The organism is Serratia sp. BNK-33-b (assembly GCF_048684565.1).
GTDB classification, from domain to species: domain Bacteria; phylum Pseudomonadota; class Gammaproteobacteria; order Enterobacterales; family Enterobacteriaceae; genus Serratia; species Serratia marcescens.
In genome coordinates this window covers 700,132-722,798 of sequence record NZ_JBLQTZ010000001.1, presented here as the reverse complement: position 1 = coordinate 722,798, position 22,667 = coordinate 700,132, and the positions used below count along the sequence as shown (strand labels likewise).

The 22,667-nt window shown below is 60.3% G+C and carries 19 protein-coding genes; 10 read left to right on the top strand and 9 right to left on the bottom strand.

The window, feature by feature from the left end; translation table 11 throughout:
• The first annotated feature begins 7 nt into the window (after positions 1–7).
• A complete protein-coding gene (locus ACMGGK_RS03360) occupies positions 8–1,039 on the top strand; it encodes a methionine synthase (RefSeq protein WP_028127699.1) in 1,032 nt (343 codons plus the stop codon).
• A 171-nt stretch (positions 1,040–1,210) separates the two neighbouring features.
• Entirely contained in the window at positions 1,211–2,560 is a 1,350-nt protein-coding gene (locus ACMGGK_RS03355; protein WP_016930029.1) for an MFS transporter, read from the top strand.
• 81 nt (positions 2,561–2,641) lie between these two features.
• Here ACMGGK_RS03355 and mscS read toward each other — a convergent pair whose 3' ends face one another.
• Positions 2,642–3,508: a small-conductance mechanosensitive channel MscS gene (gene mscS, locus ACMGGK_RS03350; RefSeq protein WP_420276689.1), complete on the bottom strand. Its 867-nt coding sequence runs from the start codon at positions 3,506–3,508 to the stop codon at positions 2,642–2,644.
• A 205-nt stretch (positions 3,509–3,713) separates the two neighbouring features.
• Between mscS and ACMGGK_RS03345 the strand changes: the two genes are divergently transcribed.
• The gene (locus ACMGGK_RS03345) at positions 3,714–4,382 is read left to right on the top strand and encodes a DUF1345 domain-containing protein (protein WP_016930030.1); all 669 of its coding nucleotides are present in this window, start codon (positions 3,714–3,716) and stop codon (positions 4,380–4,382) included.
• Positions 4,383–4,438: 56 nt separating this feature from the next.
• Here the strand turns inward: ACMGGK_RS03345 and fbaA are convergent, their stop codons facing one another.
• From fbaA to ACMGGK_RS03325, 4 genes are all read right to left on the bottom strand, one after another.
• Positions 4,439–5,518, bottom strand: a complete 1,080-nt coding sequence (fbaA, locus tag ACMGGK_RS03340; protein ID WP_004931586.1) for a class II fructose-bisphosphate aldolase — start codon at positions 5,516–5,518, stop codon at positions 4,439–4,441.
• Positions 5,519–5,634: 116 nt separating this feature from the next.
• Positions 5,635–6,798 (bottom strand): phosphoglycerate kinase, encoded by a 1,164-nt coding sequence (pgk, locus tag ACMGGK_RS03335; protein WP_028127700.1) that lies wholly within the window; start codon positions 6,796–6,798, stop codon positions 5,635–5,637.
• Positions 6,799–6,868: 70 nt separating this feature from the next.
• Positions 6,869–7,885 carry an erythrose-4-phosphate dehydrogenase gene (gene epd / locus ACMGGK_RS03330; protein WP_004931582.1) on the bottom strand — a complete coding sequence of 339 codons (1,017 nt, stop codon included), beginning with the start codon at positions 7,883–7,885 and terminating at the stop codon, positions 6,869–6,871.
• Between the two features lie 311 nt (positions 7,886–8,196).
• Positions 8,197–9,156 (bottom strand): LysR substrate-binding domain-containing protein, encoded by a 960-nt coding sequence (locus ACMGGK_RS03325; protein ID WP_272491432.1) that lies wholly within the window; start codon positions 9,154–9,156, stop codon positions 8,197–8,199.
• 82 nt (positions 9,157–9,238) lie between these two features.
• Between ACMGGK_RS03325 and ACMGGK_RS03320 the strand changes: the two genes are divergently transcribed.
• From ACMGGK_RS03320 to ACMGGK_RS03300, 5 genes are all read left to right on the top strand, one after another.
• Positions 9,239–10,324 (top strand): tartrate dehydrogenase, encoded by a 1,086-nt coding sequence (locus ACMGGK_RS03320; protein ID WP_048797020.1) that lies wholly within the window; start codon positions 9,239–9,241, stop codon positions 10,322–10,324.
• Positions 10,325–10,688: 364 nt separating this feature from the next.
• Positions 10,689–12,299 (top strand): BCCT family transporter, encoded by a 1,611-nt coding sequence (locus ACMGGK_RS03315; RefSeq protein ID WP_275095157.1) that lies wholly within the window; start codon positions 10,689–10,691, stop codon positions 12,297–12,299.
• 26 nt (positions 12,300–12,325) lie between these two features.
• Positions 12,326–13,450 carry an aromatic ring-hydroxylating oxygenase subunit alpha gene (locus ACMGGK_RS03310; RefSeq protein WP_015378998.1) on the top strand — a complete coding sequence of 375 codons (1,125 nt, stop codon included), beginning with the start codon at positions 12,326–12,328 and terminating at the stop codon, positions 13,448–13,450.
• Between the two features lie 45 nt (positions 13,451–13,495).
• Positions 13,496–14,944 (top strand): NAD-dependent succinate-semialdehyde dehydrogenase, encoded by a 1,449-nt coding sequence (locus ACMGGK_RS03305; protein WP_420276688.1) that lies wholly within the window; start codon positions 13,496–13,498, stop codon positions 14,942–14,944.
• A 41-nt stretch (positions 14,945–14,985) separates the two neighbouring features.
• Positions 14,986–15,951, top strand: coding sequence for a PDR/VanB family oxidoreductase (locus ACMGGK_RS03300; protein ID WP_049300353.1), 966 nt, complete (start codon positions 14,986–14,988; stop codon positions 15,949–15,951).
• Between the two features lie 30 nt (positions 15,952–15,981).
• Here ACMGGK_RS03300 and ACMGGK_RS03295 read toward each other — a convergent pair whose 3' ends face one another.
• The 4 genes from ACMGGK_RS03295 to ACMGGK_RS03280 form a co-directional block, all read right to left on the bottom strand.
• Positions 15,982–17,052, bottom strand: a complete 1,071-nt coding sequence (locus ACMGGK_RS03295; protein ID WP_016930033.1) for an ABC transporter ATP-binding protein — start codon at positions 17,050–17,052, stop codon at positions 15,982–15,984.
• Positions 17,045–18,814, bottom strand: coding sequence for an ABC transporter permease (locus ACMGGK_RS03290; RefSeq protein WP_033639426.1), 1,770 nt, complete (start codon positions 18,812–18,814; stop codon positions 17,045–17,047). The genes ACMGGK_RS03295 and ACMGGK_RS03290 overlap by 8 nt, the downstream gene beginning before the upstream one ends.
• A gap of 78 nt (positions 18,815–18,892) precedes the next feature.
• Positions 18,893–19,981, bottom strand: coding sequence for an ABC transporter substrate-binding protein (locus tag ACMGGK_RS03285; protein WP_033641358.1), 1,089 nt, complete (start codon positions 19,979–19,981; stop codon positions 18,893–18,895).
• Between the two features lie 169 nt (positions 19,982–20,150).
• Positions 20,151–21,068 (bottom strand): DMT family transporter, encoded by a 918-nt coding sequence (locus tag ACMGGK_RS03280; RefSeq protein WP_016930036.1) that lies wholly within the window; start codon positions 21,066–21,068, stop codon positions 20,151–20,153.
• 287 nt (positions 21,069–21,355) lie between these two features.
• On the opposite strand from ACMGGK_RS03280, the gene ACMGGK_RS03275 reads away from it, so the two are divergent.
• Both ACMGGK_RS03275 and ACMGGK_RS03270 read left to right on the top strand, forming a co-directional pair.
• Positions 21,356–21,688 carry a tRNA-binding protein gene (locus tag ACMGGK_RS03275; RefSeq protein WP_004931561.1) on the top strand — a complete coding sequence of 111 codons (333 nt, stop codon included), beginning with the start codon at positions 21,356–21,358 and terminating at the stop codon, positions 21,686–21,688.
• A gap of 30 nt (positions 21,689–21,718) precedes the next feature.
• Positions 21,719–22,600 (top strand): 2OG-Fe dioxygenase family protein, encoded by an 882-nt coding sequence (locus ACMGGK_RS03270; protein ID WP_028127702.1) that lies wholly within the window; start codon positions 21,719–21,721, stop codon positions 22,598–22,600.
• Positions 22,601–22,667: the final 67 nt, after the last annotated feature.

Sequence of the window (22,667 nt, the reverse complement as noted above, 5' to 3'; positions counted from 1 at the left end):
ATCTATCATGAAAATATTGCTCCCTACGTCGACCGCCGGCAGCTTGCCCAAACCTGTCTGGCTGGCCCAACCGGAAACCCTGTGGTCGCCCTGGAAATTGCAGAATGAAGAATTAATCGAAGGGAAACAGGACGCCTTGCGTTTGTCGCTGGCAGAGCAACAACAGGCCGGCATCGATATCGTCAGCGATGGCGAGCAAACGCGTCAGCACTTCGTCACGACGTTTATCGAGCACCTCAGCGGCGTCGATTTCGAGAAACGCGAAGTGGTTAAAATCCGCAATCGCTACGAAGCGAGCGTGCCAACCGTTGTGGGGGCGGTCTCGCGCCAAAAACCCGTTTTCGTTGAAGACGCCAAATTTTTACGCCAGCTGACCAAGCAGCCGATTAAATGGGCCCTGCCGGGGCCGATGACCATGATCGACACGCTTTATGACAACCACTATAAAAGCCGCGAGAAATTGGCCTGGGAGTTCGCCAAGATCCTCAATCAGGAAGCCAAAGAGCTTGAGGCCGCCGGCGTCGACATTATTCAGTTTGATGAGCCCGCATTTAATGTGTTCTTTGACGAGGTGAATGACTGGGGCATCGCCGCCCTGGAAAGAGCCGTTGAAGGGCTTAAGTGTGAAACGGCCGTACATATCTGCTATGGATACGGCATTAAGGCCAATACCGATTGGAAAAAGACGCTGGGCTCTGAGTGGCGGCAATATGAAGAGGCGTTTCCCAAGCTGCAAACGTCGACTATCGATATTATCTCGTTGGAGTGCCATAACTCGCACGTGCCGATGGATCTGCTTGAACTGATTCGCGGTAAAAAAGTGATGGTCGGCGCCATCGACGTAGCGAATCATGCCGTTGAGACGCCGGAGGAAGTAGCCGCTACGCTGCGCAAAGCGCTGCAGTTTGTCGATGCCGACAAGCTCTATCCGTCGACCAACTGCGGCATGGCTCCCCTGCCCCGTCAGGTCGCCAGCGGCAAGCTGAATGCCTTAAGCGCAGGCGCCGAAATCGTGCGCCGAGAACTGTTGGCTAAATAACCGCGCCAGCGCCCGCCGCAGTAGCCTCCTGCGGCGGGCGATTATCATCGACTCCCCCTCCCCGCAACGCCCCCGCTCTGGTGTATACTCGGATTTCTACGCGATGCCAGCCAAAGCGGCCTGAACGGCCCCTCAGCCAGCCCACACCAGCTTAATAACAGTGGAACCCTCATGAGCCCAGATACCGCTCGCATCAGCGAAATTATCGATCGCGCCAAGATCTCGCCTTATCAAATTCTCATCCTCGCCCTGTGTTTCCTGATCGCCCTGCTGGACGGCTTCGATACCGCCATCATCGGCTATATCGCCCCGGCGCTGCGCGAAGAGTGGGGCCTGCAGCCAGCGCAGCTCTCCCCCGCCTTCGGTGCGGGATTGTTCGGCCTGCTGATCGGCAGCCTGCTGTTCGGGCCGCTCGCCGACGCCATCGGCCGCAAACGCGTGCTGCTCGTCGCGGTGCTGGTGTTTGGCGGCTGCACCCTGGCTTCGGCCTATGCGCATTCGATCGAATCCCTGACCCTGTTGCGCTTCATCACCGGCATTGGCCTCGGGGGCGCGATACCGACCTGCATCACCCTCAGCTCTGAGTACTCACCGGCGCGCCGGCGCATGCTGATGGTCACCCTGAGCTGGAGCGGCTTTACCGCCGGGCTGGCCCTGGGCGGCCTGCTGGCCGGGCAGATCATTCCTGCATTTGGCTGGCGCGGCCTGCTGGTGGTCGGCGGCATTGCGCCATTGGCGCTGCTGCCGCTGTTAGCCTGGCAGATGCCCGAATCAGTACGCTTTATGGCCGCCAGCGCCAAACATGCCGATCGGCTGCGCCGGGTGGTCGAGCGCATCACCGGCCAGCGTTGGGCCGGTGTGACGATTGTCGATGACGAGCGTCCGGCGCAGGTCAAATCGCCGATCTCGCATCTGTTTATCGAAGGGCGCGCCGTGCGCACCCTGCTGCTGTGGGCGGCGTTCTTCTGTTCGCTGTTCGTGTTCTACCTGCTCACCAGCTGGTTGCCGACGATCCTCAAAGACGCCGGTTACGATATCGCCCACGCCTCGCGCATCGGAGCCATGGTGCCGCTCGGCGGCACTCTGGGCGCCATCCTCATGGCGCTGCTGATGGATCGGGTCGGGCCCTACCGCGTATTGGCCGTCTCCTACCTGGGCGCCGCGCTGGTGATTGGCGCGACCGGGTATCTGATGGGCGACGTCTACACGTTGGCCGCCATTGTGTTCCTTATCGGCTTCGGCGTGGCCGGCGCGCAGAACGGCCTGAACCTGGTTTCCGCCACCCTTTACCCGACCGCAGCCCGCGTCACCGGCGTCAGTTGGGCCATGGCCAATGGCCGCTTCGGCTCGATCGTCGGCTCGATGCTCGGCGCCTGGATGATGACCGCCGCCGGATCGCCAGAAGTGTTCTTCCTCTGGCTGGCGTTGCCGGCGCTGCTGGGCGCAGCCGCCATCTTCCTGCTTTATCGCCTCAGCCTGCGCCGCCGCGCGCCGTTGACCGAACCGGCGGCCGGCATCTGAACTCGCGGAAATAAAAGGCCGAGACGCCATCGGTAGCGTCTCGGCCCGCAATAAAAAAGGGGGCCAAGGCCCCCTTCTGTGTTATTCCGCCTTGGCGAAAGCGTCTTCGGTGCGATACAGGTGCACGTCCATCTGCGGGAACGGAATGCCGATGTTGTGGGCATCCAGCGCGCGCTTGAAGTTTTCCATCAGATCGAAGTACACGTTCCAGTATTCCGCGTTAGTGGTCCAGGAACGGGTCACGAAGTTCAGGGAAGATGGCGCCATCTCGTTCAGACGCACGGTCACGCCTTTAGCGTGCATGATGCGTTTGTCGGCGGCGATCACGTCGCCCAACACCTTTTTCACCACGTCGATATCGGCGTTGTAGGCCACGCCTACCACGATATCCACGCGGCGGTTCGGTTCGCGGGAGTAGTTGATGATGTTGCCGGCGATGATTTTACCGTTCGGCACCACGATGGTTTTGTTGTCTGCGGTGCGCAGGGTGGTGGAGAAAATCTGCACCTGATCGACGGTGCCGGCCACGCCGCCCAGATCGACATACTCACCCACGCGCAGCGGGCGGAAGATCACCAGCAGCACGCCGGCGGCGAAGTTGGACAGCGAGCCTTGCAGCGCCAGACCGACGGCCAAACCGGCGGCACCCAGCACGGCGATCACCGAGGTGGTCTGCACGCCGACGCGCCCCAGCACCGCGATGAAGGTGAACGCCAGCACGCCGTAACGTACGATCGCCGACAGGAAGTCAGCTACCGTGGCGTCGATGCCGCGCAGTTTCATCACGCGGTTCAGCGCATTGCCGACCACGCGGGCCACGATCGAACCGATGATCAGGATAACGATGGCGGCGACGATATTCACCGCGTACTGGATCAACAGATCCTGGTTCTTCACCAACCAGTCGCCGGCACCGTTGATGCCGTCTACTACATTCAAATCTTTCATTCGTGTCGTCCTAACTCAGTCCCTAACGGGAGAAACTCGCAAAAATACACTGGCTTCGGCAGCCAGTAGGAAACCACCGCCTAAGGGTAACCAACATTAAAGGCTCATGCCAACCGTCAGCGTTAAAAATAGCCGAAACCGCCCGCCGCTTCTTCTATGCTGAAAACAGCGCGTTGGCCATTTCACGACAAGAGATCCGTTCTTCATGCACATTCGCTCTTCGCTCAAACACTATTGGCAAGTGCGGCCCAGGCTGCTGTTTTCCGTCGGCGCGGGGCTGTTGTGCTTTCTGCTGCTGCCCGCCCAGCTCTCGTTGCTGCAGCGCCTGATGATCGGCTGGAATACGCTGGCCTGGCTCTATCTGCTGTTTCTCTGGCGGCTGATGCTGGTCAGCACGCCGCAGCACATTCGCCAGATCGCCCGGCGACAGGATGAAAGCGCCAGCACGGTGTTGGCGCTGGTCAGTTTCGGTTGTCTGGTGAGCATTCTGGCGATCCTGTTCGAATTGAGCAGCGCCAAACAGGCCAGCGACTCGCTGAAAACGCTACATCTGGCGTTAACCGGCGCAACGCTGGCAGTCTCCTGGCTGCTGCTGCCGACCGCCTTCACCATGCACTATGCCCATCAGTTTTATCGTCAGGGCGCACAGCGGGATCCTTTGCCGCTGCTGTTCCCCGGCAATCTCACCGAGCCGACCTATCTGGACTTCGCCTACTTCTCCTTCACCATCGCGGTCGCGTCGCAAACCGCCGACGTGGCGGTCGGCGCCGCGGAGGTACGTAAAATCGCGCTCGTGCAGTCAGTTATTTCGTTCGTGTTCAACATGCTGATCCTGGGCCTGTCGATCAACGTCGGCGCCGGCCTGCTGGGCTGAAAACAAAAAAGGCTCCCCGCAGGGAGCCTTTTGCATCGTGCAACAGGTGCCGAAGATTACAGAACGTCTACCGCGTTCAGATCTTTGAAAGCCTGCTCCAGACGCGTCACCATGCTGGTCTGCGCTGCGCGCAGCCATACGCGTGGATCGTAGTATTTCTTGTTTGGCTGATCGGCGCCTTTCGGGTTGCCCAGCTGGCCCTGCAGGTAAGCTTCGTTCGCTTTGTAGTACTGCAGGATGCCGTCCCAGGTCGCCCATTGGGTATCGGTATCGATGTTCATCTTGATCACGCCGTAGCTGACGGACTCTTTGATTTCCGCATCGCTGGAACCGGAGCCGCCGTGGAACACGAAGTTCAGGCTGTTATGCGGCAGGTTGAATTTCTCGGAAACGTATTTCTGAGAATCGCGCAGGATGGTCGGAGTCAGCTTAACGTTGCCTGGCTTGTACACGCCGTGCACGTTACCGAAGGAAGCTGCGATGGTGAAGCGCGGGCTGATGGCGTTCAGTTTTTCGTACGCGTAAGCCACGTCTTCCGGCTGGGTGTACAGAGCGGAAGCGTCCATATGGCTGTTGTCCACGCCGTCTTCTTCACCGCCGGTGCAGCCCAGTTCGATTTCCAGCGTCATGCCGATTTTGGCCATGCGCTTCAGGTAGGCGCTGCAGATCTCGATGTTTTCTTCCAGAGACTCTTCAGACAGATCGATCATGTGGGAAGAGAACAGCGGTTTGCCGGTAGCGGCGAAGTGCTTCTCGCCGGCGTCCAGCAGGCCGTCCAGCCATGGCAGCAGTTTCTTCGCGCAGTGGTCGGTGTGCAGGATCACCGGCACGCCGTAGTGTTCAGCCATCTGGTGAACGTGGTGTGCGCCAGAGATGGCGCCCAGAATCGCTGCGCCCTGCGGCACATCGGTCTTCACGCCTTTGCCGGCGATGAACGCGGCGCCGCCGTTGGAGAACTGAACGATGACCGGCGCGCGCACTTTAGCCGCGGCTTCCAGCACTGCGTTGATGGAGTCGGTACCCACGCAGTTTACCGCTGGCAGCGCAAAGTTGTTCTCTTTAGCAACTGCGAAGACTTTCTGAACGTCATCACCCGTGATGACACCCGGTTTTACGAAATCAAAAATTTTAGACATGTTACTTTGTCCTGTTTCGTCGGCCGTAGATGGATGTAAATCGATGTTTTCACGCCGCGCAGCGTTAGCCGCGCGGTATAAAACAAACGGGCGGCTTTCGCCTCCCGTTGTCTGAATTACTGCTTAGCGCGCTCTTCCAGCATCACGACTGCAGGCAGCGGTTTCCCTTCAACGAATTCCAGGAATGCGCCACCGCCGGTGGAGATGTAGGAAATTTTGTCAGCGATACCGAACAGATCGATGGCTGCCAGAGTGTCGCCGCCGCCAGCGATAGAGAAAGCGTCGCTATCGGCGATCGCGCGGGCGACAATTTCGGTGCCCTTACGGAAGTTAGGGAACTCGAATACGCCAACCGGGCCATTCCACAGAATGGTCTTGGCGTTCTTCAGGATAACGGCCAGACGCTCGGCAGAGACGTCGCCCATATCCAGAATTTGCTCGTTGTCCTGGATCTCGTTGGCCTGCTTCACGGTCGCGGTTGCGGTTTCGGAGAACTCGGTCGCTACGCGCACGTCGGTCGGCACCGGAATGTCGCAGGTTTCCAGCAGTTTCTGCGCGTTCGGGATCAGGTCAGGTTCGTACAGGGACTGGCCCACGTTGTTGCCCTGCGCCGCCACGAAGGTGTTGGCGATGCCGCCGCCGACGATCAGCTGATCGGCGATTTTGGACAGGGAATCCAGCACGGTCAGTTTGGTGGACACTTTAGAACCGCCCACGATGGCGACCATCGGACGGGCCGGGTTGCCCAGCGCTTTGCCCAGCGCTTCCAGTTCGGCGGACAACAGCGGACCGGCACAGGCGACAGGCGCGAACTTGCCCACGCCGTGGGTGGAAGCCTGCGCGCGGTGCGCGGTGCCGAATGCATCCATTACGTACACGTCGCACAGCGCCGCGTATTTCTTGGACAGGGTTTCGTCGTCTTTCTTCTCGCCCTTGTTGAAGCGGACGTTTTCCAGCACCACCAGTTCGCCTTCGGCGACGTCGACGCCATCCAGATAATCCTTCGCCAGACGCACTGGGGATTTCAGGTGTTCTTTCAGGTAGTTGACCACAGGCAGCAGGGAGAATTCTTCGTTGTACTCGCCTTCGGTAGGACGACCCAGGTGGGAGGTTACCATCACGCGGGCGCCTTGCTTCAGCGCAGCTTCGATAGTCGGCAGGGAAGCGCGGATACGCGCGTCGGAAGTCACTTTACCGTCTTTTACCGGCACGTTCAGATCGGAGCGGATCAGTACGCGTTTACCCGCCAGATCCAGATCGGTCATCTTAATTACAGACATGGTGAACCCTCTTTATTGAATCTCTATAAAATTGCCTGAGCAGCGCGCCAATCACGCCGGCGCCGCCGTACTAGAAACCGCTGGCGGCCATTGCCCGTGTTGTATCCAACATCCGATTGGCAAAGCCCCATTCATTGTCGCACCAGACCAAGGTCTTTATCAGGTGCTGCCCGCTGACCCGAGTCTGCGTACCGTCGACGATAGCGCTGTGCGGGTCATGGTTAAAATCGATCGAGACCAATGGTAATTCCGTGTAGTCAACTATACCACGAAATGATTCCCGTGCGGCCTTTTGCAACAGCTGGTTGACCTCCGCCACCTTCACCGCGGCGCTCACGCTGACACTGAGATCGATAGCCGTCACGTTGATGGTCGGCACGCGCACCGAGATCGCCTCGAAGCGATCGCAAAACTGCGGGAAGATACGGGTGATGCCCGCAGCCAGCTTGGTATCGACCGGAATGATCGACTGGCTCGCCGCGCGGGTGCGCCGCAAATCCGCGTGATACGCGTCGATCACCGGCTGATCGTTCATCGCCGAGTGAATGGTGGTCACGGTGCCGGATTCGATGCTGTAAGCGTCATCCAGCAGCTTGATCACCGGAATAATGCAGTTGGTGGTGCACGAGGCGTTGGACACGATGCGGTGCTCCGCCAGCAGCGTCTGATGGTTGACGCCGAACACGATGGTGGCGTCCAGATCGTTGCCGCCCGGATGGGCGAACAACACTTTCTTCGCCCCCGCCGCCAGATGGGCTTCGCCATCCGCCCGGCTGCCGTACACGCCGCTGCAGTCCAACACCACGTCGACGCCCAGCTCGCCCCAGGGCAACTGCTCCACCGCCGGCTGGTGCAACAGGCGAATCGCGTCGTCTCCGACGCTCAGCGTGTCGCACTCCTGCCGCACATCCCAGGCGAAGCGGCCGTGGCTGGAATCGTACTTCAGCAGATGGGCCATGCCTTCGGCGTTCGCCAGCTCGTTGATCGCCACCACGGAGATTTCCGCCCGTCGTCCCGATTCGTACAGTGCGCGCAATACGCTGCGGCCGATGCGGCCAAAGCCGTTTATCGCTATGCGGATGGTCATGCTGCTCCTGAAAAAGGGCCGTCCACGCCGGGTGACTCACCGGCGCCGCCCGGCGCTGACTGGTTGTCTCACTAACCCGCATAGAGTAGTGGATCGCACCGCCCGCTGTGAATCGCCGAGTTTGCATTATTCCCGCGCTTCAGCGGCTTTTCGCCGCCGTCACATCGGCATTTCTGTCGAAGAGTGCTTCAACTGAAACGCTTCAGCTGAGCATAAACCAAAGTTTTGGCAAAAGAAACAGGTGCAACAGTTCCTCAGGTAACGGAGGGGAGTTTTACGAGCATAAGATGATCTGGCGCACATTTTTGGCCTTAAGGCCGCGGTGGATTTTCGCTCGCCGGCCCCGTTTCGCCGTAGTGCTCGCGGAAATAGTCGCGCAAAAATTCGACCGTCACCCGCACTTTCGCCGACGTTGCCAGCCGGGAAACGTACACCGCCCAGATGTTGGCCGGCTGATAATACTCCGGCAGGATGTGCACCAACCTGCCGCTGTCGATGTTCTCTTTCACGTCCCAGGCGGAACGCAGCGCGACGCCCTGCCCGTCCAGGCACCACTGGTGCACGATTTCGCCGTGGTTCGACGCCAGCGCCCCTGTCACCTTCACCGTCTCTTCGCCGCCCGGCCCCTGCAGCCGCCACAGCCCGAACGGGTGATCGCGTTCCTTGATCACCAAACAAGTGCGGCCCGCCAGCTCCGCCGGATTTTTCGGCACGCCGTGGCGCTGCAGGTATGCCGGCGAAGCGCACAGGATGCGCTGATTGTCCGCCAGCTTGCGCGCAATCAAATTGGGGGCGATATCGTCGCCGATGCGGATATCCAGATCGAATCCTTCGCTGACCAGATCCACCAGCCGATCGGACACGTCGAGCCGCAGCTCCAGCTGCGGGTACTGCCGCGCCAGCGCCGACAGCGCCGGCGCCACGAAACGCCGGCCGAAGCCGAAGCTGCTGACCACGCGCAGCATGCCCTGCGGCGCCTGACGCACCTCGGACAACTCGTCCATCATCTGATCGACATCGTTGAGAATGCGCTGCGCCCATTCGTAGATGCGTTCACCGTCTTCGGTGATCGCCACCCGCCGCGTGGTGCGGTGCAGCAATGACACGTCCAGCGCCTTTTCCAGCAACGCAATGCGCTTGCTGATAAAGGCCGGCGAAACGCCCAGCTCTTCGGCAGCGGCGGCGAACCCGGCGCGGCGCGCCACCAGCACGAACACCCGCAGGTCACTCAGGATCGGCATATTGTTCATGATTCGTGTTTTATGTTTCACCGTTTTCGCGATTGATTAACAGTTAGTCAATTATAGGATAGCAGTGTTGTCAATCTCCCCTACCTACAAATGAGACCTCTGTATGAGCAAAACTTACAAGATTGCCGCCATCCCCGGGGACGGTATCGGGCGGGAAGTGTTGCCGGAAGGCATACGAGTATTGCAGGCGGCGGCAGCGCGCTGGGATCTGTCGCTGGAATTCGACACCTTCGAGTGGGCCAGCTGCGACTACTACCAGCACCACGGCCAGATGATGCCGGACGATTGGTTTGAGCAGCTCAAGGGCTTCGACGCCATCTATTTCGGCGCCGTCGGCTGGCCGGATACGGTGCCCGATCACATTTCGCTGTGGGGTTCACTGCTGAAATTTCGCCGCGACTTCGAGCAGTACGTCAACCTGCGCCCGGTACGGCTGTTTCCCGGCGTGCCCTGCCCGCTGGCGAACAAACAGCCGGGCGATATCGATTTCTACGTGGTGCGAGAAAATACCGAAGGAGAGTACTCCTCGCTCGGCGGACGGATGTTCGAAGGTACCGATCGCGAGATGGTGATCCAGGAATCGGTCTTCACCCGTCAGGGCGTGGACCGCATCCTGAAGTACGCCTTCGAGCTGGCGCAGCAGCGCCCGCGCAAGCGCCTGACTGCAGCCACCAAGTCCAACGGCATGGCCATCAGCATGCCGTACTGGGATGAGCGCGTGGCGGAGATGGCGCGCCAATACCCTGATATCGCCTGGGACAAACAGCACATCGATATTCTGTGCGCGCGCTTCGTGCTGAACCCCGAACGCTTCGACGTGGTGGTGGCCTCCAACCTGTTCGGCGATATTTTGTCGGATCTCGGCCCGGCCTGCACCGGCACCATCGGCATCGCGCCGTCGGCCAACCTGAACCCGGAGCGCAACTTCCCGTCGCTGTTCGAGCCGGTACACGGCTCGGCGCCGGACATTTTCGGCAAAAACATCGCCAACCCGATCGCCATGATCTGGAGCGGCGCGATGATGCTGGATTTCCTCGGCGACGGCGATGCCCGCTACCGCCAGGCGCACGACGGCATCCTGCAGGCGATTGAGCGCATTATCGCCGACGGGCCGCGCACGCCGGATATGCGCGGCGGCGCCTCCACCCAGCAAGTCGGCCAGGCGATCGCCGCCCTGCTGCAACGCTAAACGCCGTTGATTTTCCTGCGCAGGGCGCCCTTTCGCGCCCTGCTTTGCCACGTCCGTTTTTCCGCTTCGATCGCCGCCGCAAATCCGCTGAAAATCACCGCAGAAAGCACGCCAATACCCCGGTCAAGATCACAACAAATTGTTTACATACTGTGTTTTATCCTTTTACAGATGCCCCAATTGTGGCCCTCCTGTAATTTGTGCACACTCAAAAATGTTAATGAAGAGTAAACATTTCCGGTGGCGTTCTGTCGGGGCGTTTGCTCCTCGCGGTGTAACAAAACAAAGGGTTCAAACCAACAAGGCCCGGGCGCACCCTACGCTTCGCGCACCGGCCCACCACCGATAACAGGAGTTCACTCCCATGCAGAGCACCCCTAAAAAGGATGTCACGCTCATCGCCATCAGCCTGTGCAGTATTGCGCTGATCGCCATTTGCCTGATGCTCTTTCCGGCTCAATCCGCGCTTATCGCCAACACCATTTTCAACGGCGTCACCCGGCTGTTCGGTTCAACCATTCAAATCCTGGTGCTGATCGCCCTGCTGGTGGTGCTGTATCTGGCGTTGAGCAAATACGGCAACATCCGCCTCGGCGAAGGCAAACCGCAATACTCCACGCTGGCCTGGCTGTTCATGTTCATCTGCGCCGGCCTGGGCTCGTCCACCCTGTACTGGGGGGTGATGGAATGGGCGTATTATTACCAGACGCCGGGGCTGAACATCGCGCCGCGCACCCCAAAGGCGCTGGAATACAGCATCAGCTACTCCTTCTTCCACTGGGGTCTGAGCGCCTGGGCGACCTACGCCCTCGCCTCGCTGATCATGGCCTACCACTTCCACGTGCGTAAGAACAAAGGGCTCAGCCTGTCGGGGATCATTTCCGCCATCACCGGCGTGCGCGCTAACGGCCCGATCGGGCGGATGGTGGATCTGATTTTCCTGGTCGCCACCGTCGGCGCCCTCACCATTTCGCTGGTGCTGACCGCCTCCACCTTTACCCGCGGGCTGACGGCGTTGACCGGCATCCCGGATAACTTCACGGTACAGGCGACGGTGATCCTGCTGGCGGCGGTGATCTTCTGTCTCAGCTCTTACATCGGCATCGACGGCGGCATGCAGCGCCTGAGCAAAATGGTCGGCTGGGGCGCCTTCGCCTTCGCCGGGCTGGTGCTGCTGGTCGGCCCCACCGAGTTCACCATCAACAACACCATCAACGCCATCGGCCTGACGGCGCAAAACTTCCTGCAGATGAGCCTGTTCACCGATCCGATGGGCGACGGCAGCTTCAGCCGCAGCTGGACGGTGTTCTACTGGCTGTGGTGGATCTCCTATACCCCGGGCGTGGCGATGTTCGTCACCCGCGTCTCGCGCGGCCGCAAGATTAAAGAGGTGATCTGGGCGCTGCTGCTCGGCAGCACCCTCGGCTGCTGGTTCTTCTTCGGCTCGCTGGAAAGTTACGCCATGCACCAGTTCATCAGCGGGCAGCTCAACGTGCCGGAGATCCTCAGCACCCAGGGCGGCGAAACCGCCGTGCAGATGCTGCTGACGGCGCTGCCGCTCGGCAAGCTGTTCCTGGCCGCCTATCTGTTCATCATGATCATTTTCCTGGCCTCGCACATGGACGCCGTGGCCTACACCATGGCCGCCACCAGCACCCGCAACCTGCAGGAAGGGCAAGATCCCAGCCCGATGCTGCGCCTGTTCTGGTGCGTGGTAATCACCCTGATCCCGCTGTCGATCCTGTTCACCGGCGCTTCGCTGGACACCATGAAAACCACGGTGATCCTGACCGCGCTGCCGTTCCTGCTGGTGCTGCTGGTGAAAACCTACGGCTTTGCCCGCTGGCTGAAACAGGACTACGCGGCCATCCCGGCGCACCTGATCGAAAGCAGCCCACCGGCGCTGCCAGACGCGCCGCCGGCCGCCGAACTCTCCGCTCCATCGTCGTATCAACCGCGCCCTATGGCGAAATGACAATAAGAAAAGAGGAAGGTTAACTTATGAGCACTCTGATCCCTGAATTTACCTTACCGAAAGATTTCTGCGCCGACGCCCGCGAGGCTTACACCATTCCGGCCCGGTTCTATACCCACCAGGCGGCGTTCGAACACGAGAAAGAGCAGGTGTTCGCCACCAGTTGGATCTGCGTGGCGCACCGCAGCGAGCTCGCCCAACCGAACGACTACATCACCCGCGAGATCATCGGTGAAAACATTCTGGTGGTACGCGGCCGCGACAAAGTACTGCGCGCCTTTTACAACGTCTGCCCGCACCGCGGCCACCAGCTGCTGGCGGGCGACGGCCGGGCGAAAAACGTCATCACCTGCCCTTATCATGCCTGGGCGTTCAAGCTGGACGGCGAACTGGCGCACGCGCGCAACTGCGAAAACGTGCAGAACTTCGATAAGGAAAACTCGCATCTGGTGCCGGTGCGGGTCGAAGAGTACGCCGGGTTTATTTACGTCAATCTGGACTCGCAGGCCGGCACGGTGGAAGACCAGCTGCCGGGCCTCGGCGCCAAAGTGCGCGAGGCCTGCCCACAGGTCGACGATCTCAAGCTGGCGGCGCGCTTCGTCACCCGCACTCCGGCCAACTGGAAGAACATCGTCGACAACTACCTCGAGTGCTACCACTGCGGCCCGGCGCACCCCGGCTTCGCCGACTCGGTGCAGGTCGACCGCTACTGGCACACCCTGCACGGCAACTGGACGCTGCAGTTCGGCTACGCCCGCCCTTCCGAGCAGTCGTTCAAGTTTGAAGAGGGTAAAGAAGCCAGCTTCCACGGCATCTGGCTGTGGCCGTGCACCATGTTCAACATGCCGCCGCTGGAAGGCATGATGACGGTGATCTATGAGTTCCCGGTCGATGCGGAAACCACCCTGCAGCACTACGACATTTACTTCACCAACGCCGATTTGAGCGACGAACAGCTCAAACTGATCGACTGGTACCGCGACGTGTTCCGCCCGGAAGATTTGCGGCTGGTGGAGAGCGTGCAAAAAGGCCTCAAATCGCGCGGCTATCGCGGGCAGGGGCGCATCATGGCCGACGGCGCCGGCAGCGGCGTCAGCGAGCACGGCATCGCCCACTTCCACAACCTGCTGGCGCAGGTTTATCAACCCTGATGCGACGGGGCCCAAGGGCCCCTTCCCCTGACTTGTGAGGTTCTCGTGAATATTTCCGATCGGGCGCTATTCCGCCAACAGGCCTACATCAACGGCCAATGGCGCGACGCCGACAACCAGGAAACCCTGCCGGTGAGCGATCCCGCCACCGGCCAACTCATCGGCAGCGTGCCCAACATGGCGACGGCCGAAACCCAATCGGCGATCGACGCCGCCCAGCAGGCGCTGGAAGGCTGGCGCGCGCTGCCGGCGCAACAGCGCGCGCAGCTGCTGCGCCGCTGGTTCGAACTGATGCTGAAACACCAGCAGGATTTGGCCAGCCTGATGACGCTGGAGCAAGGCAAACCGCTGGCGGAATCGCTGGGCGAGATCCGCTACGCCGCTTCCTTTATCGAATGGTTCGCCGAACAGGCCAAGCGCACCAACGGCGACATCATTCCTTCGCCGAGCAGCGATAAACGCCTGATGGTGCTGAAGCAGGGCATCGGCGTGTGCGCGGCGATCACGCCGTGGAACTTCCCGGCGGCGATGATCACCCGAAAGGCCGCGCCGGCGCTGGCGGCCGGCTGTACGCTGGTGGTCAAACCCGCCAACGAAACCCCTTATTCGGCGCTGGCGATGGCCGAACTGGCCGAGCGCGCCGGCATTCCCGCCGGGGTGTTCAACGTAGTGACCGGCAACTCGCAGGCGATCGGCGCCGAGCTGACCCGCCACCCGCAGGTGCGCAAACTGAGCTTTACCGGCTCCACGCCGGTGGGCAGGCTGCTGATGCGCCAAAGTTCGGACACCATCAAGAAAGTGTCGCTGGAGCTGGGCGGCAACGCGCCGTTCATCGTGTTTGACGATGCGGACATCGATGCCGCAGTGGAAGGCGCGCTGATCGCCAAATACCGCAACGCCGGGCAGACCTGCGTCTGCGTCAACCGTTTCTACGTGCAGCGCGGCGTTTACCCGCAGTTCGCCGAGAAGTTTGTCTCCCGCGTGGCGGCGCTGCAGGTCGGCAACGGCTTCGAACCGGGCGTGCAAATAGGCCCGCTGATCAACCGCAAGGCGCGCGACAAGGTGCTGGAGCTGCTCGATGACGCGCTGAGCAAAGGCGCTCAGGTGCTGACCGGCGCCACGCCGCACGCGCTGGGCGGCAACTTCTTCACCCCGACGGTGCTGGGCAACGTGCAGCCCGGCTCGCTACTGCTGGAGGAAGAGATCTTCGGCCCGGTCGCGCCGCTGGTGGTGTTCGATGACGAAGCCGAGGCGATCCGCCAGGCCAACGATACCATCTACGGATTGGCCGCCTACTTCTACACCCGCGATGCGGCGCGCATCTGGCGCGTTTCGGAGCGGCTGGAGTACGGCATGGTCGGTATCAATACCGGGCTTATCTCCAACGAGGTCGCGCCGTTCGGCGGAGTGAAACAGTCGGGCCTGGGGCGTGAAGGCTCCGAATACGGCATCGAAGACTATCTGGAGCTCAAATACCTGTGCCAGGCGGTATAACTTTTTTATGCGCGGGGACGCCCGCGCTTTGGAGCCAATGAATGACCAGCTATCAGATGCTTGATGTTCGCGTCGTCGACATCGAAACCGTCACCGCACAGGTCAAGCGCTTTACTCTGGCGGATCCGCAAGGCCGGCCGCTGCCCGCCTTCAGCGGCGGCAGCCACATCATCGTGCAAATGCAGGACGGCGAGAAGCGCTACAGCAACGCTTACTCGCTGCTCAGCTCACCGTTCGAGCCAGAGCATTACCAGATCGCCGTTCGGCGCGAGTCTCCTTCCAAAGGCGGTTCTGACTTCATGCATGACCGGCTGGCGGTCGGCGATACGCTGACCATCAGCACCCCGAATAACCTGTTCGCGCTGGCGCCGGAGGCACGGCATCACGTGTTGATCGCCGGCGGCATCGGCATCACGCCGTTTATGGCCCATCTGCATGAGCTGCAACGCAGCGGCCAACGCTACCATCTGCACTACTGCTTCCACAGCGAGGAACACAACGCCTTCCAGCAGCAGCTGACGCAAGCGCCGTTCACCGACAACGTCAGTTGCCATGTCTCCAGCCTTGGCGGCCGGTTGGATCTGGCACGCACGCTGGCCGACGTGGAACCCGGCGCCCATATCTACGTCTGCGGCCCGAGGGCGCTGAACGAAGCGGTCTACCGGACCGCCGCCGAACTGGGTATCGACGCCGCGCGTTTACACAGCGAAGCCTTCGCCGCCGAAGACACGGCGGGCGGCGCCTTTACGCTGGTGCTGGCCCGGTCGGGTATTGAACTTGAAGTGGCGGAAGACATGACCATCCTGCAGGCGCTGGAAAACAGCAAGGCGGCCAGGGTCGAGTGTCTGTGCCGCGAAGGCATTTGCGGCACCTGCGAAACCCGCATCGTCGAGGGGGAAGCCGACCACCGCGATCAGTATCTCAGCGACGAAGAACGCGCGGCGCAGCAAACCCTGTTGATCTGCTGCTCGCGCGCCAAAGGCAGCCGACTGGTGCTGGATTTGTAAACGGAACGCCCGCATCAGCGGGCGTCCTGATTAGGCTTTCGGGAATATCCACAGATGATCGGCCGGCAGGGAGAGCCGGCACAACGCCCGATCGCGCGCCTCCTGGCCATAGGCGCGCACCACGAAATCTTCGGCCACGGTGCGGAACAGGTATTCCCAGCGATCGCCGAGATACATGCTGGTCAGCAACGGCAGCTCAAGCTGGTTGCCCTGCGGATCTTCGCCCAACCGTACGCGCTCCACGCGGATCACCGCCGTGCCCTCCTGCCCGACCTGCACGCCGGCGCCCGCTTTGCCCCACAGCGCCCAATCCTTGCCTTCGATGCGCGCCCGGTCGCCTTCCCGCGCGACAACCTTGCCCGGCAAGCGGTTGTTGCTGCCCATGAACTCGGCGGTGAACAGCGTGGTGGGTGAACCGTACATCTCCTGCGGCGTGCCCTGTTGTTCGATTTTGCCGTTATTGAGCAGCAGGATGCGATCGGAAATGGCCATCGCCTCGTTCTGATCGTGGGTCACCATCAGCGCCGACAGACCGAGCTTGATGATCAGCTCGCGCAGGAATACCCGCGCCTCTTCGCGCAGCTTGGCGTCAAGGTTGGACAACGGCTCATCCAGCAGGATCACCGGCGGGTTGTAGACCAGCGCACGCCCGATCGCCACGCGCTGCTGCTGGCCGCCGGAAAGCTGGTGCGGGTGCCGCTTGGCCAGATGCCCCAACCCGAGCTGATCCAGCACCGCCTGCACCCGCTGGGCGATTTCCGCCGAGGCGGTCTTACGCAGCTTCAGCGGGTAAGCGACGTTCTCAAACACCGTTTTATGCGGCCACAGGGCATAGGACTGAAACACCAGCCCCAGGTTGCGCTCTTCGGCGGGAATTTCGCTGCGCGCGCTGCCGTTGTACACGGGGTTATTGCCGATGACGATCCGCCCCTGGCTCGGTTTCTCCAGCCCGGCCACCGCCCGCAGCAGCGTGGTTTTGCCGCTGCCCGACGGGCCCAGCAGCGAGACCACCTCGCCCCGTTTCAGATCCATCGACACCCCTTTCAGCACCGGGTTGTCGCCATAGGTCAAATGCAGATTCTCTACCGAAAGTTCAATCATGTAATTTCACTCCAAAGCGCAAGGCGATCCCCAGCCCCAGCACCACCAGCAGGATATTGATGAACGACAGCGCGGCGACGATATCGATAGCGCCCGCGGCCCACAGAGAAACCAGCATCGAGCCGATGGTTTCCGTGCCCGGAGACAGCAGATACACCCCGGTGGAATATTCGCGTTCAAAAATCAGGAACATCAGCAGCCAAGAGCCGATCAGGCCATAGCGCGACAGCGGAATGGTGACGTGGCGGGTGATCTGGCCGCGGCTGGCGCCGGCGCTGCGCGCCGCCTCTTCCAGCTCCGGCCCCACCTGCAGCAACGTGGAAGAGATCAGCCTCAGGCCGTAGGCCATCCATACCACGGTGTAAGCCAGCCAGACGCTGAAGATAGTGCTGCGCAGCGAACGCAGCCAGACAATCCAGTTAGCACGCAGCCACTCGGCCATCGGCAACGCCGACAGCCAGCCCTCCTTGAGCGATTTGTCCAGCCACATCGGCAAGAACAGGAACACCCACAGGAATGCCAGACCGGCCAACAGCCCCGGCACCGCGCGCGGCACCAGTACGCTGTAGTCGAGGAAGCGCGTGGCGCCATCCGGCTTGCGGTGCATGGCGATGCCGATAAACAGGTAGCACGCCACCGCCAGCGCCCCGCCGATCACCCCGATCGCCATCGAGTTGACGATGGCGCGCAGCAGGTTGGGCTGCGCCCAGATGGTGCGGAAGGTGTTGATCGACAGCTCGTCCCAGACAGACACGCCCACGCCCCAGTTAGAGATAAAGGCGCGCAGCACCACGCCGATCAGCGGCACGCCGATGGTCACGGTCAGCCAGAACACCACCACCGCGCCGGCCACCCAGCGCCATTTGCCGAGCGGCAGCGCGCGGGCCTGCGAGGCTTTGCCCTTGACGGTGACAAAGCGATTGGCGGTGCGCATCAGCCGGCGCTGCAGCATCACCAACGGAATAGTGATGCAAATCAGCACCACCGCCACCGCCGCCATCAGATGGTAAGACGGCGTGCCCAGCTTGTTGGTCAACTGGTACAGGTAGGTCGCCAGCACCAGGTTGCCTTCCGGATCGCCCAACACCAGCATCAGGCCGAACACTTCCAGCCCGAGGAAGAACAACAGCACCCCGGCGTACAAGATAGACGGCCGCACCATCGGCAGACTGACGGCGGTCATCACCTGCAGCGGCGTGGCGCCGGCGGTGCGCGCCGCTTCTTCAACGTCGGAGCCCACGCTGCGCAGCGCCGAGGAGATGTACAGATACGCGTGAGGCACGTGCGTCAATCCGGCTATCACCACGATGCTGGCCATTGAGTAGATGTTCCACGGCACGAAACCCAGCAGCGCCTCCGCCCACAGCGAGAAGAAACCTACCGGTCCCGCCGCCACCACGTAACCGAAACCCAGCACCATCGGCGACACGAAGATCGGCACCAGAATCAGCGGTTCGATGATCCGCCGCCCCGGCAGATCGGTGCGCACCATCAGGAAGGCCAAAACACCGCCGAGCGGGATGGCGATAATCACCAGGCCGAATGCCAAAATAAAGCCGCTTTTCAGCGCCTTGTAGAAATCCGGATCGGTAAAGATGAACTCGAAGGCCTCAAGGCTGAAAACCTTGGAAGGAGAGAAAAACGGTGCCGAGAGGAAGCTTTGAATGATGATAAACGACAGGGGGACATAGATAACCAGCGCGGTTATCAACACCACCAGGCCGCGCGGCAGACTCTGCCACTTTCTGCGCCATGCTTGCATAAATGCTCCCTATGGTTGTAAACGACGACCAAAGGGCGCGCGCCCGTGCGACAGGCGCGCGTCCGAATGCAGTCCCTGTTATTTCGCCGCGGCGGCGCGCCATTGTTTGATATAGTCGAGACGCTTGGCCGGCTGCAGATATTCCAGCAGGCTGTCATCGACCGGGATCGGTTTGAGCGCGTTACCCAACAGCTTGGTCATGCCATCGATGTCGTTCTTGCCTTCGATGTCGTTGCGGATCGAGGGGATATCCGCCTGATTGGCGAGAATATTTTGCCCTTTCTCCGACAGCACATAGTCAAACCACAGCTTGGCGGCGTTAGGGTTGCCGGCCTCTTTGCCGATGAAGCTCACGCGCGACAGCACCAGGGTATAGTCTTTCGGATAGACGATGCCGAGCGACGGGTCGCTCTTGGCGCGGGCCTCGGCGTATGAACCGAGGATATTGAAGCCGATCAGGTTTTCACCGGAGGAAACGCGTTCCATCATGGTGCCGGTGGAGGATTGCACCGCCAGGCCACCCTTGGCCACGTCGGCCAGCGTTTTGAAGTAGTTAGGATCGGCCTTGAAGTCCTGCACCGACAGCATGAAGCCGACGCCGGATTTTTCGATGTCGTAGGTGGTGACTTTCTTCTTGAATTTGTCCGTCTGGCCGGCGATCAGCTTGGCCAGCGCCGCATGCGAATCCGGCACATCGCCTTGCGGGATCAGGCGTTTGTTATAGATAAACACCACCGGCTCATAGGTGGTGCCATACACCTTATCTTGCCATACCGCCCATTTCGGCAGTTGAGCCTGCTCGGGAGAGGCGTATTCCTGCGCGTAATCGCCCGCCAGTTTCAAAATGGTGTCCATCGACGAACTCCACACCACGTCGCCGCTGGTGCCGCCGGCCGCCTGCTCGCTGATAAAGCGGTTATACAGTTCGGTGCTGTTCATGTCGTTGTATTCGACCTTGATGCCCGGATACAACGCCTCGAACCCCTGGATCAGCGGCGCCGCCGCCTTGGTGTCGGTGGTCGAGTAAATCACCACCTTGCCTTCTTTCTTCGCGCCGTCGACCAGTTTCTGGTAGTCGGCGGGGTAGCCCGCCGGGAAGGCCGCATAGGCGGAAACGGAGCCTAGCAAAGTGATTGCCGCTACGGTCGCGCTGATTTTTTTCATCATCATCATCCATCCCCTGATCACATTTAATAAACTAAAAATTAACATATAGTTAATAACTGTGACGAGGCAACGGCGTTGCTTTGTTATCTTTCGGTTTTGTGAGGTTGGACGTTTTTCAGCCAATAAAAAAGCCCGGCAGCGCGGGCTTTACGGCGCTTCCTGTCGCAAACTATTCGGCCAGGCGAGAACGCCGCAGCAGGCGAATTCGCTGTACGATGGCGACCCCCAGCAGGGTCAGGGCAAACCCCGCCAACTGCACCAGCGACAGCGCCTCGCCAAACAGCGCGTAAGCCTGCAGCGCCGCCGCCGGCGGCACCAGCAGCATCAGCGCGGTAATGCGAGTCAAATCGCCGTGGCGCACCATCCAGATAAACAGCGCGGTGCCGCCCAGCGACAACACGCCGGCCGACCACAGCAGCGAGAACCACAGCGTCGGCGAATTGTCCCAGGCGCCGGAGCCCATCACGGCCGCCAACGCGCCGGTCACGATCGCGGCGCCGAGGTGCTGAATGGCGCCCGCCGCCCGCAGATCGGCCGCCGCCAGCGAAGACTTCTGCACCATGATGCCGATCGTCAGCGCGACGATGCTGCCAAACCCCATCAGGATCGGCAACAGCGCCATATTGCCGACGTCGATACCGGTCAGTCGAGGGGAGAGCACCAGCGCAACGCCGATAAAACCGACCGCCAGTCCGGCCCAGGAGCGTAACCCTATCGATTTGCGCAGCACCAACGCGAAAATCAGCGCGGTGAACAACGGCTGCAATCCGCCGATCAGCGACATCACCCCGGCCGCCAGGCCGTTCGCCACCGCCCACCAGCTTGCAGCGAGATAAACGCCATTCATCAACATGCCGGTCAGCAGGTGCATCACGAACTGCCGCCCCTTGGGCCAGGCGCAATGCAATGCCAGCAAAGCGAATACCGCGGCGGCGATCAAAAAGCGAAAGGTCAGGAAAAGGTTGGGATCGGCATGATCCGCCACCGCACGCGCGGCAATAAAACCCGTCGACCAAATTAATATCAGGAAAAACGGCGCGATAAATGCCTTTCGCCGATCGCGTTTTTCACGCGGGGTTATTTCCATATCACTACCTGAAAGAATGCGGTTGATGAATGAGGGCATACTAACCAATTTAACACGGGCTTAACAGTGCCGAGCGAACGCCCAAGTTCAGGTGGTGCACATAATTACCGGTGAATAATGAAGTTTCAATTTCATATAATTCATCGAGCTTATAATTAATTGCGCTACGTTACGATAATGTAAATTAATTGCTACATCAGGTATAAATATTCCCCTATCGGCGACATTGTCGGGATAATTCCCCTTTGCTAGCCTTTCTGAAGCCATTTAATTAACGGGACTGACTCATGGCCGAAATCACTGATTTTATGAAACTGGATATGCGTATTGGCGAAATTATTTCCGTGGAATATAACGACAAGGCGTTAAAACCCGCCTATAAGCTGCGCATTGATTTCGGCGAGGAAATTGGCATTAAAAACAGTTCGGCGCAATTATGCGAAAACTATCAGGAAGATGATCTGCTTGGCAGAAAAGTCATCTCCGTCGTTAATTTCCCCGCCAGGCGGGTTGCCGGATTTAAATCCGAAGTGCTGGTTCTTGCCGCGGTCACCAGGGATCAAGGCACCGTCTTGCTGAAACCCGATTTCGACGTGGAGATCGGCAGCAAGATTTTATAACCGCCCCATCATTCGTGAGGCCTCCGAGAAATGCGACAGTTATCTCTGCTTGATGAAGTTAAGAAAGCATACCAGGAACACCGTTCAGCCTTTATCCCCGGCGCTACCATGCAGGCAATCCTGCTGGCGCTGGGCGCGCGGCCGGAAGATTTCGCCAGGCTGCAGCAGGTCAGCGCCAATCTGGCGGACGATCCCACGCTGCCTTTCCGCAAGTCCAGAAACGGCCGTTTCTGTTTCGACTTCGATCGCGCCCGGATTGAGCGGCTGGAGTTCCAGCCTTTCGTGCTCTCGGTCGAGGAAGACTTCATCCGCTACGATTCGGGAAAGGTGCGCCATTTCCGCGGCATCAACGACGATCTGCAGTTGAATACGGCATTTCAGGCGCTGATGAAATTCAAAGCCTACGTGATCGATGGCGTGAGCGTGACGCCGCGCCCCCGGCTTAATCAGGAGATCAACAAGTTCGTCTGCACGGTGTTCAACCTGCGCACCGTCACCACGCCGCAGATGCTGGGCGAACCGGCGCTGGAAGGCGTACACAGCGACGGCGTCGACCACACCATGACGACCTTCCTCGGCTGCGACAACATGACCGACGACAGCGCCAAGACCTTTATTCACGATATGCGCGAAACCAGCGGGATCAAATTCGATCGGGCCCGGCCGGAATGGATTTTGGGCGCAATACAGCATCGGCATTTCCTCGATACCCTGCTGATTGTCGACCATGAACGCAAACACAGCCTCTCACCGGTGGAAGCGCAGGACAAACGTAAGAATTCAACCCGCGATATGCTGATCTTTTTCACCCGTAAACCGGTCGAAGACGGCCACGTCTCCTTCGCGTATGACTCTTTTAAACCGCATATCGAAATCCCGCTGTCGATAGACATGGTGGCGCGCGCGAGCTAACGCGCTGCCGGGCCGGCCGCCAGGATTCATCTGTGCGGCCGGTTCACGCAAGGATAAACAGCGCTGG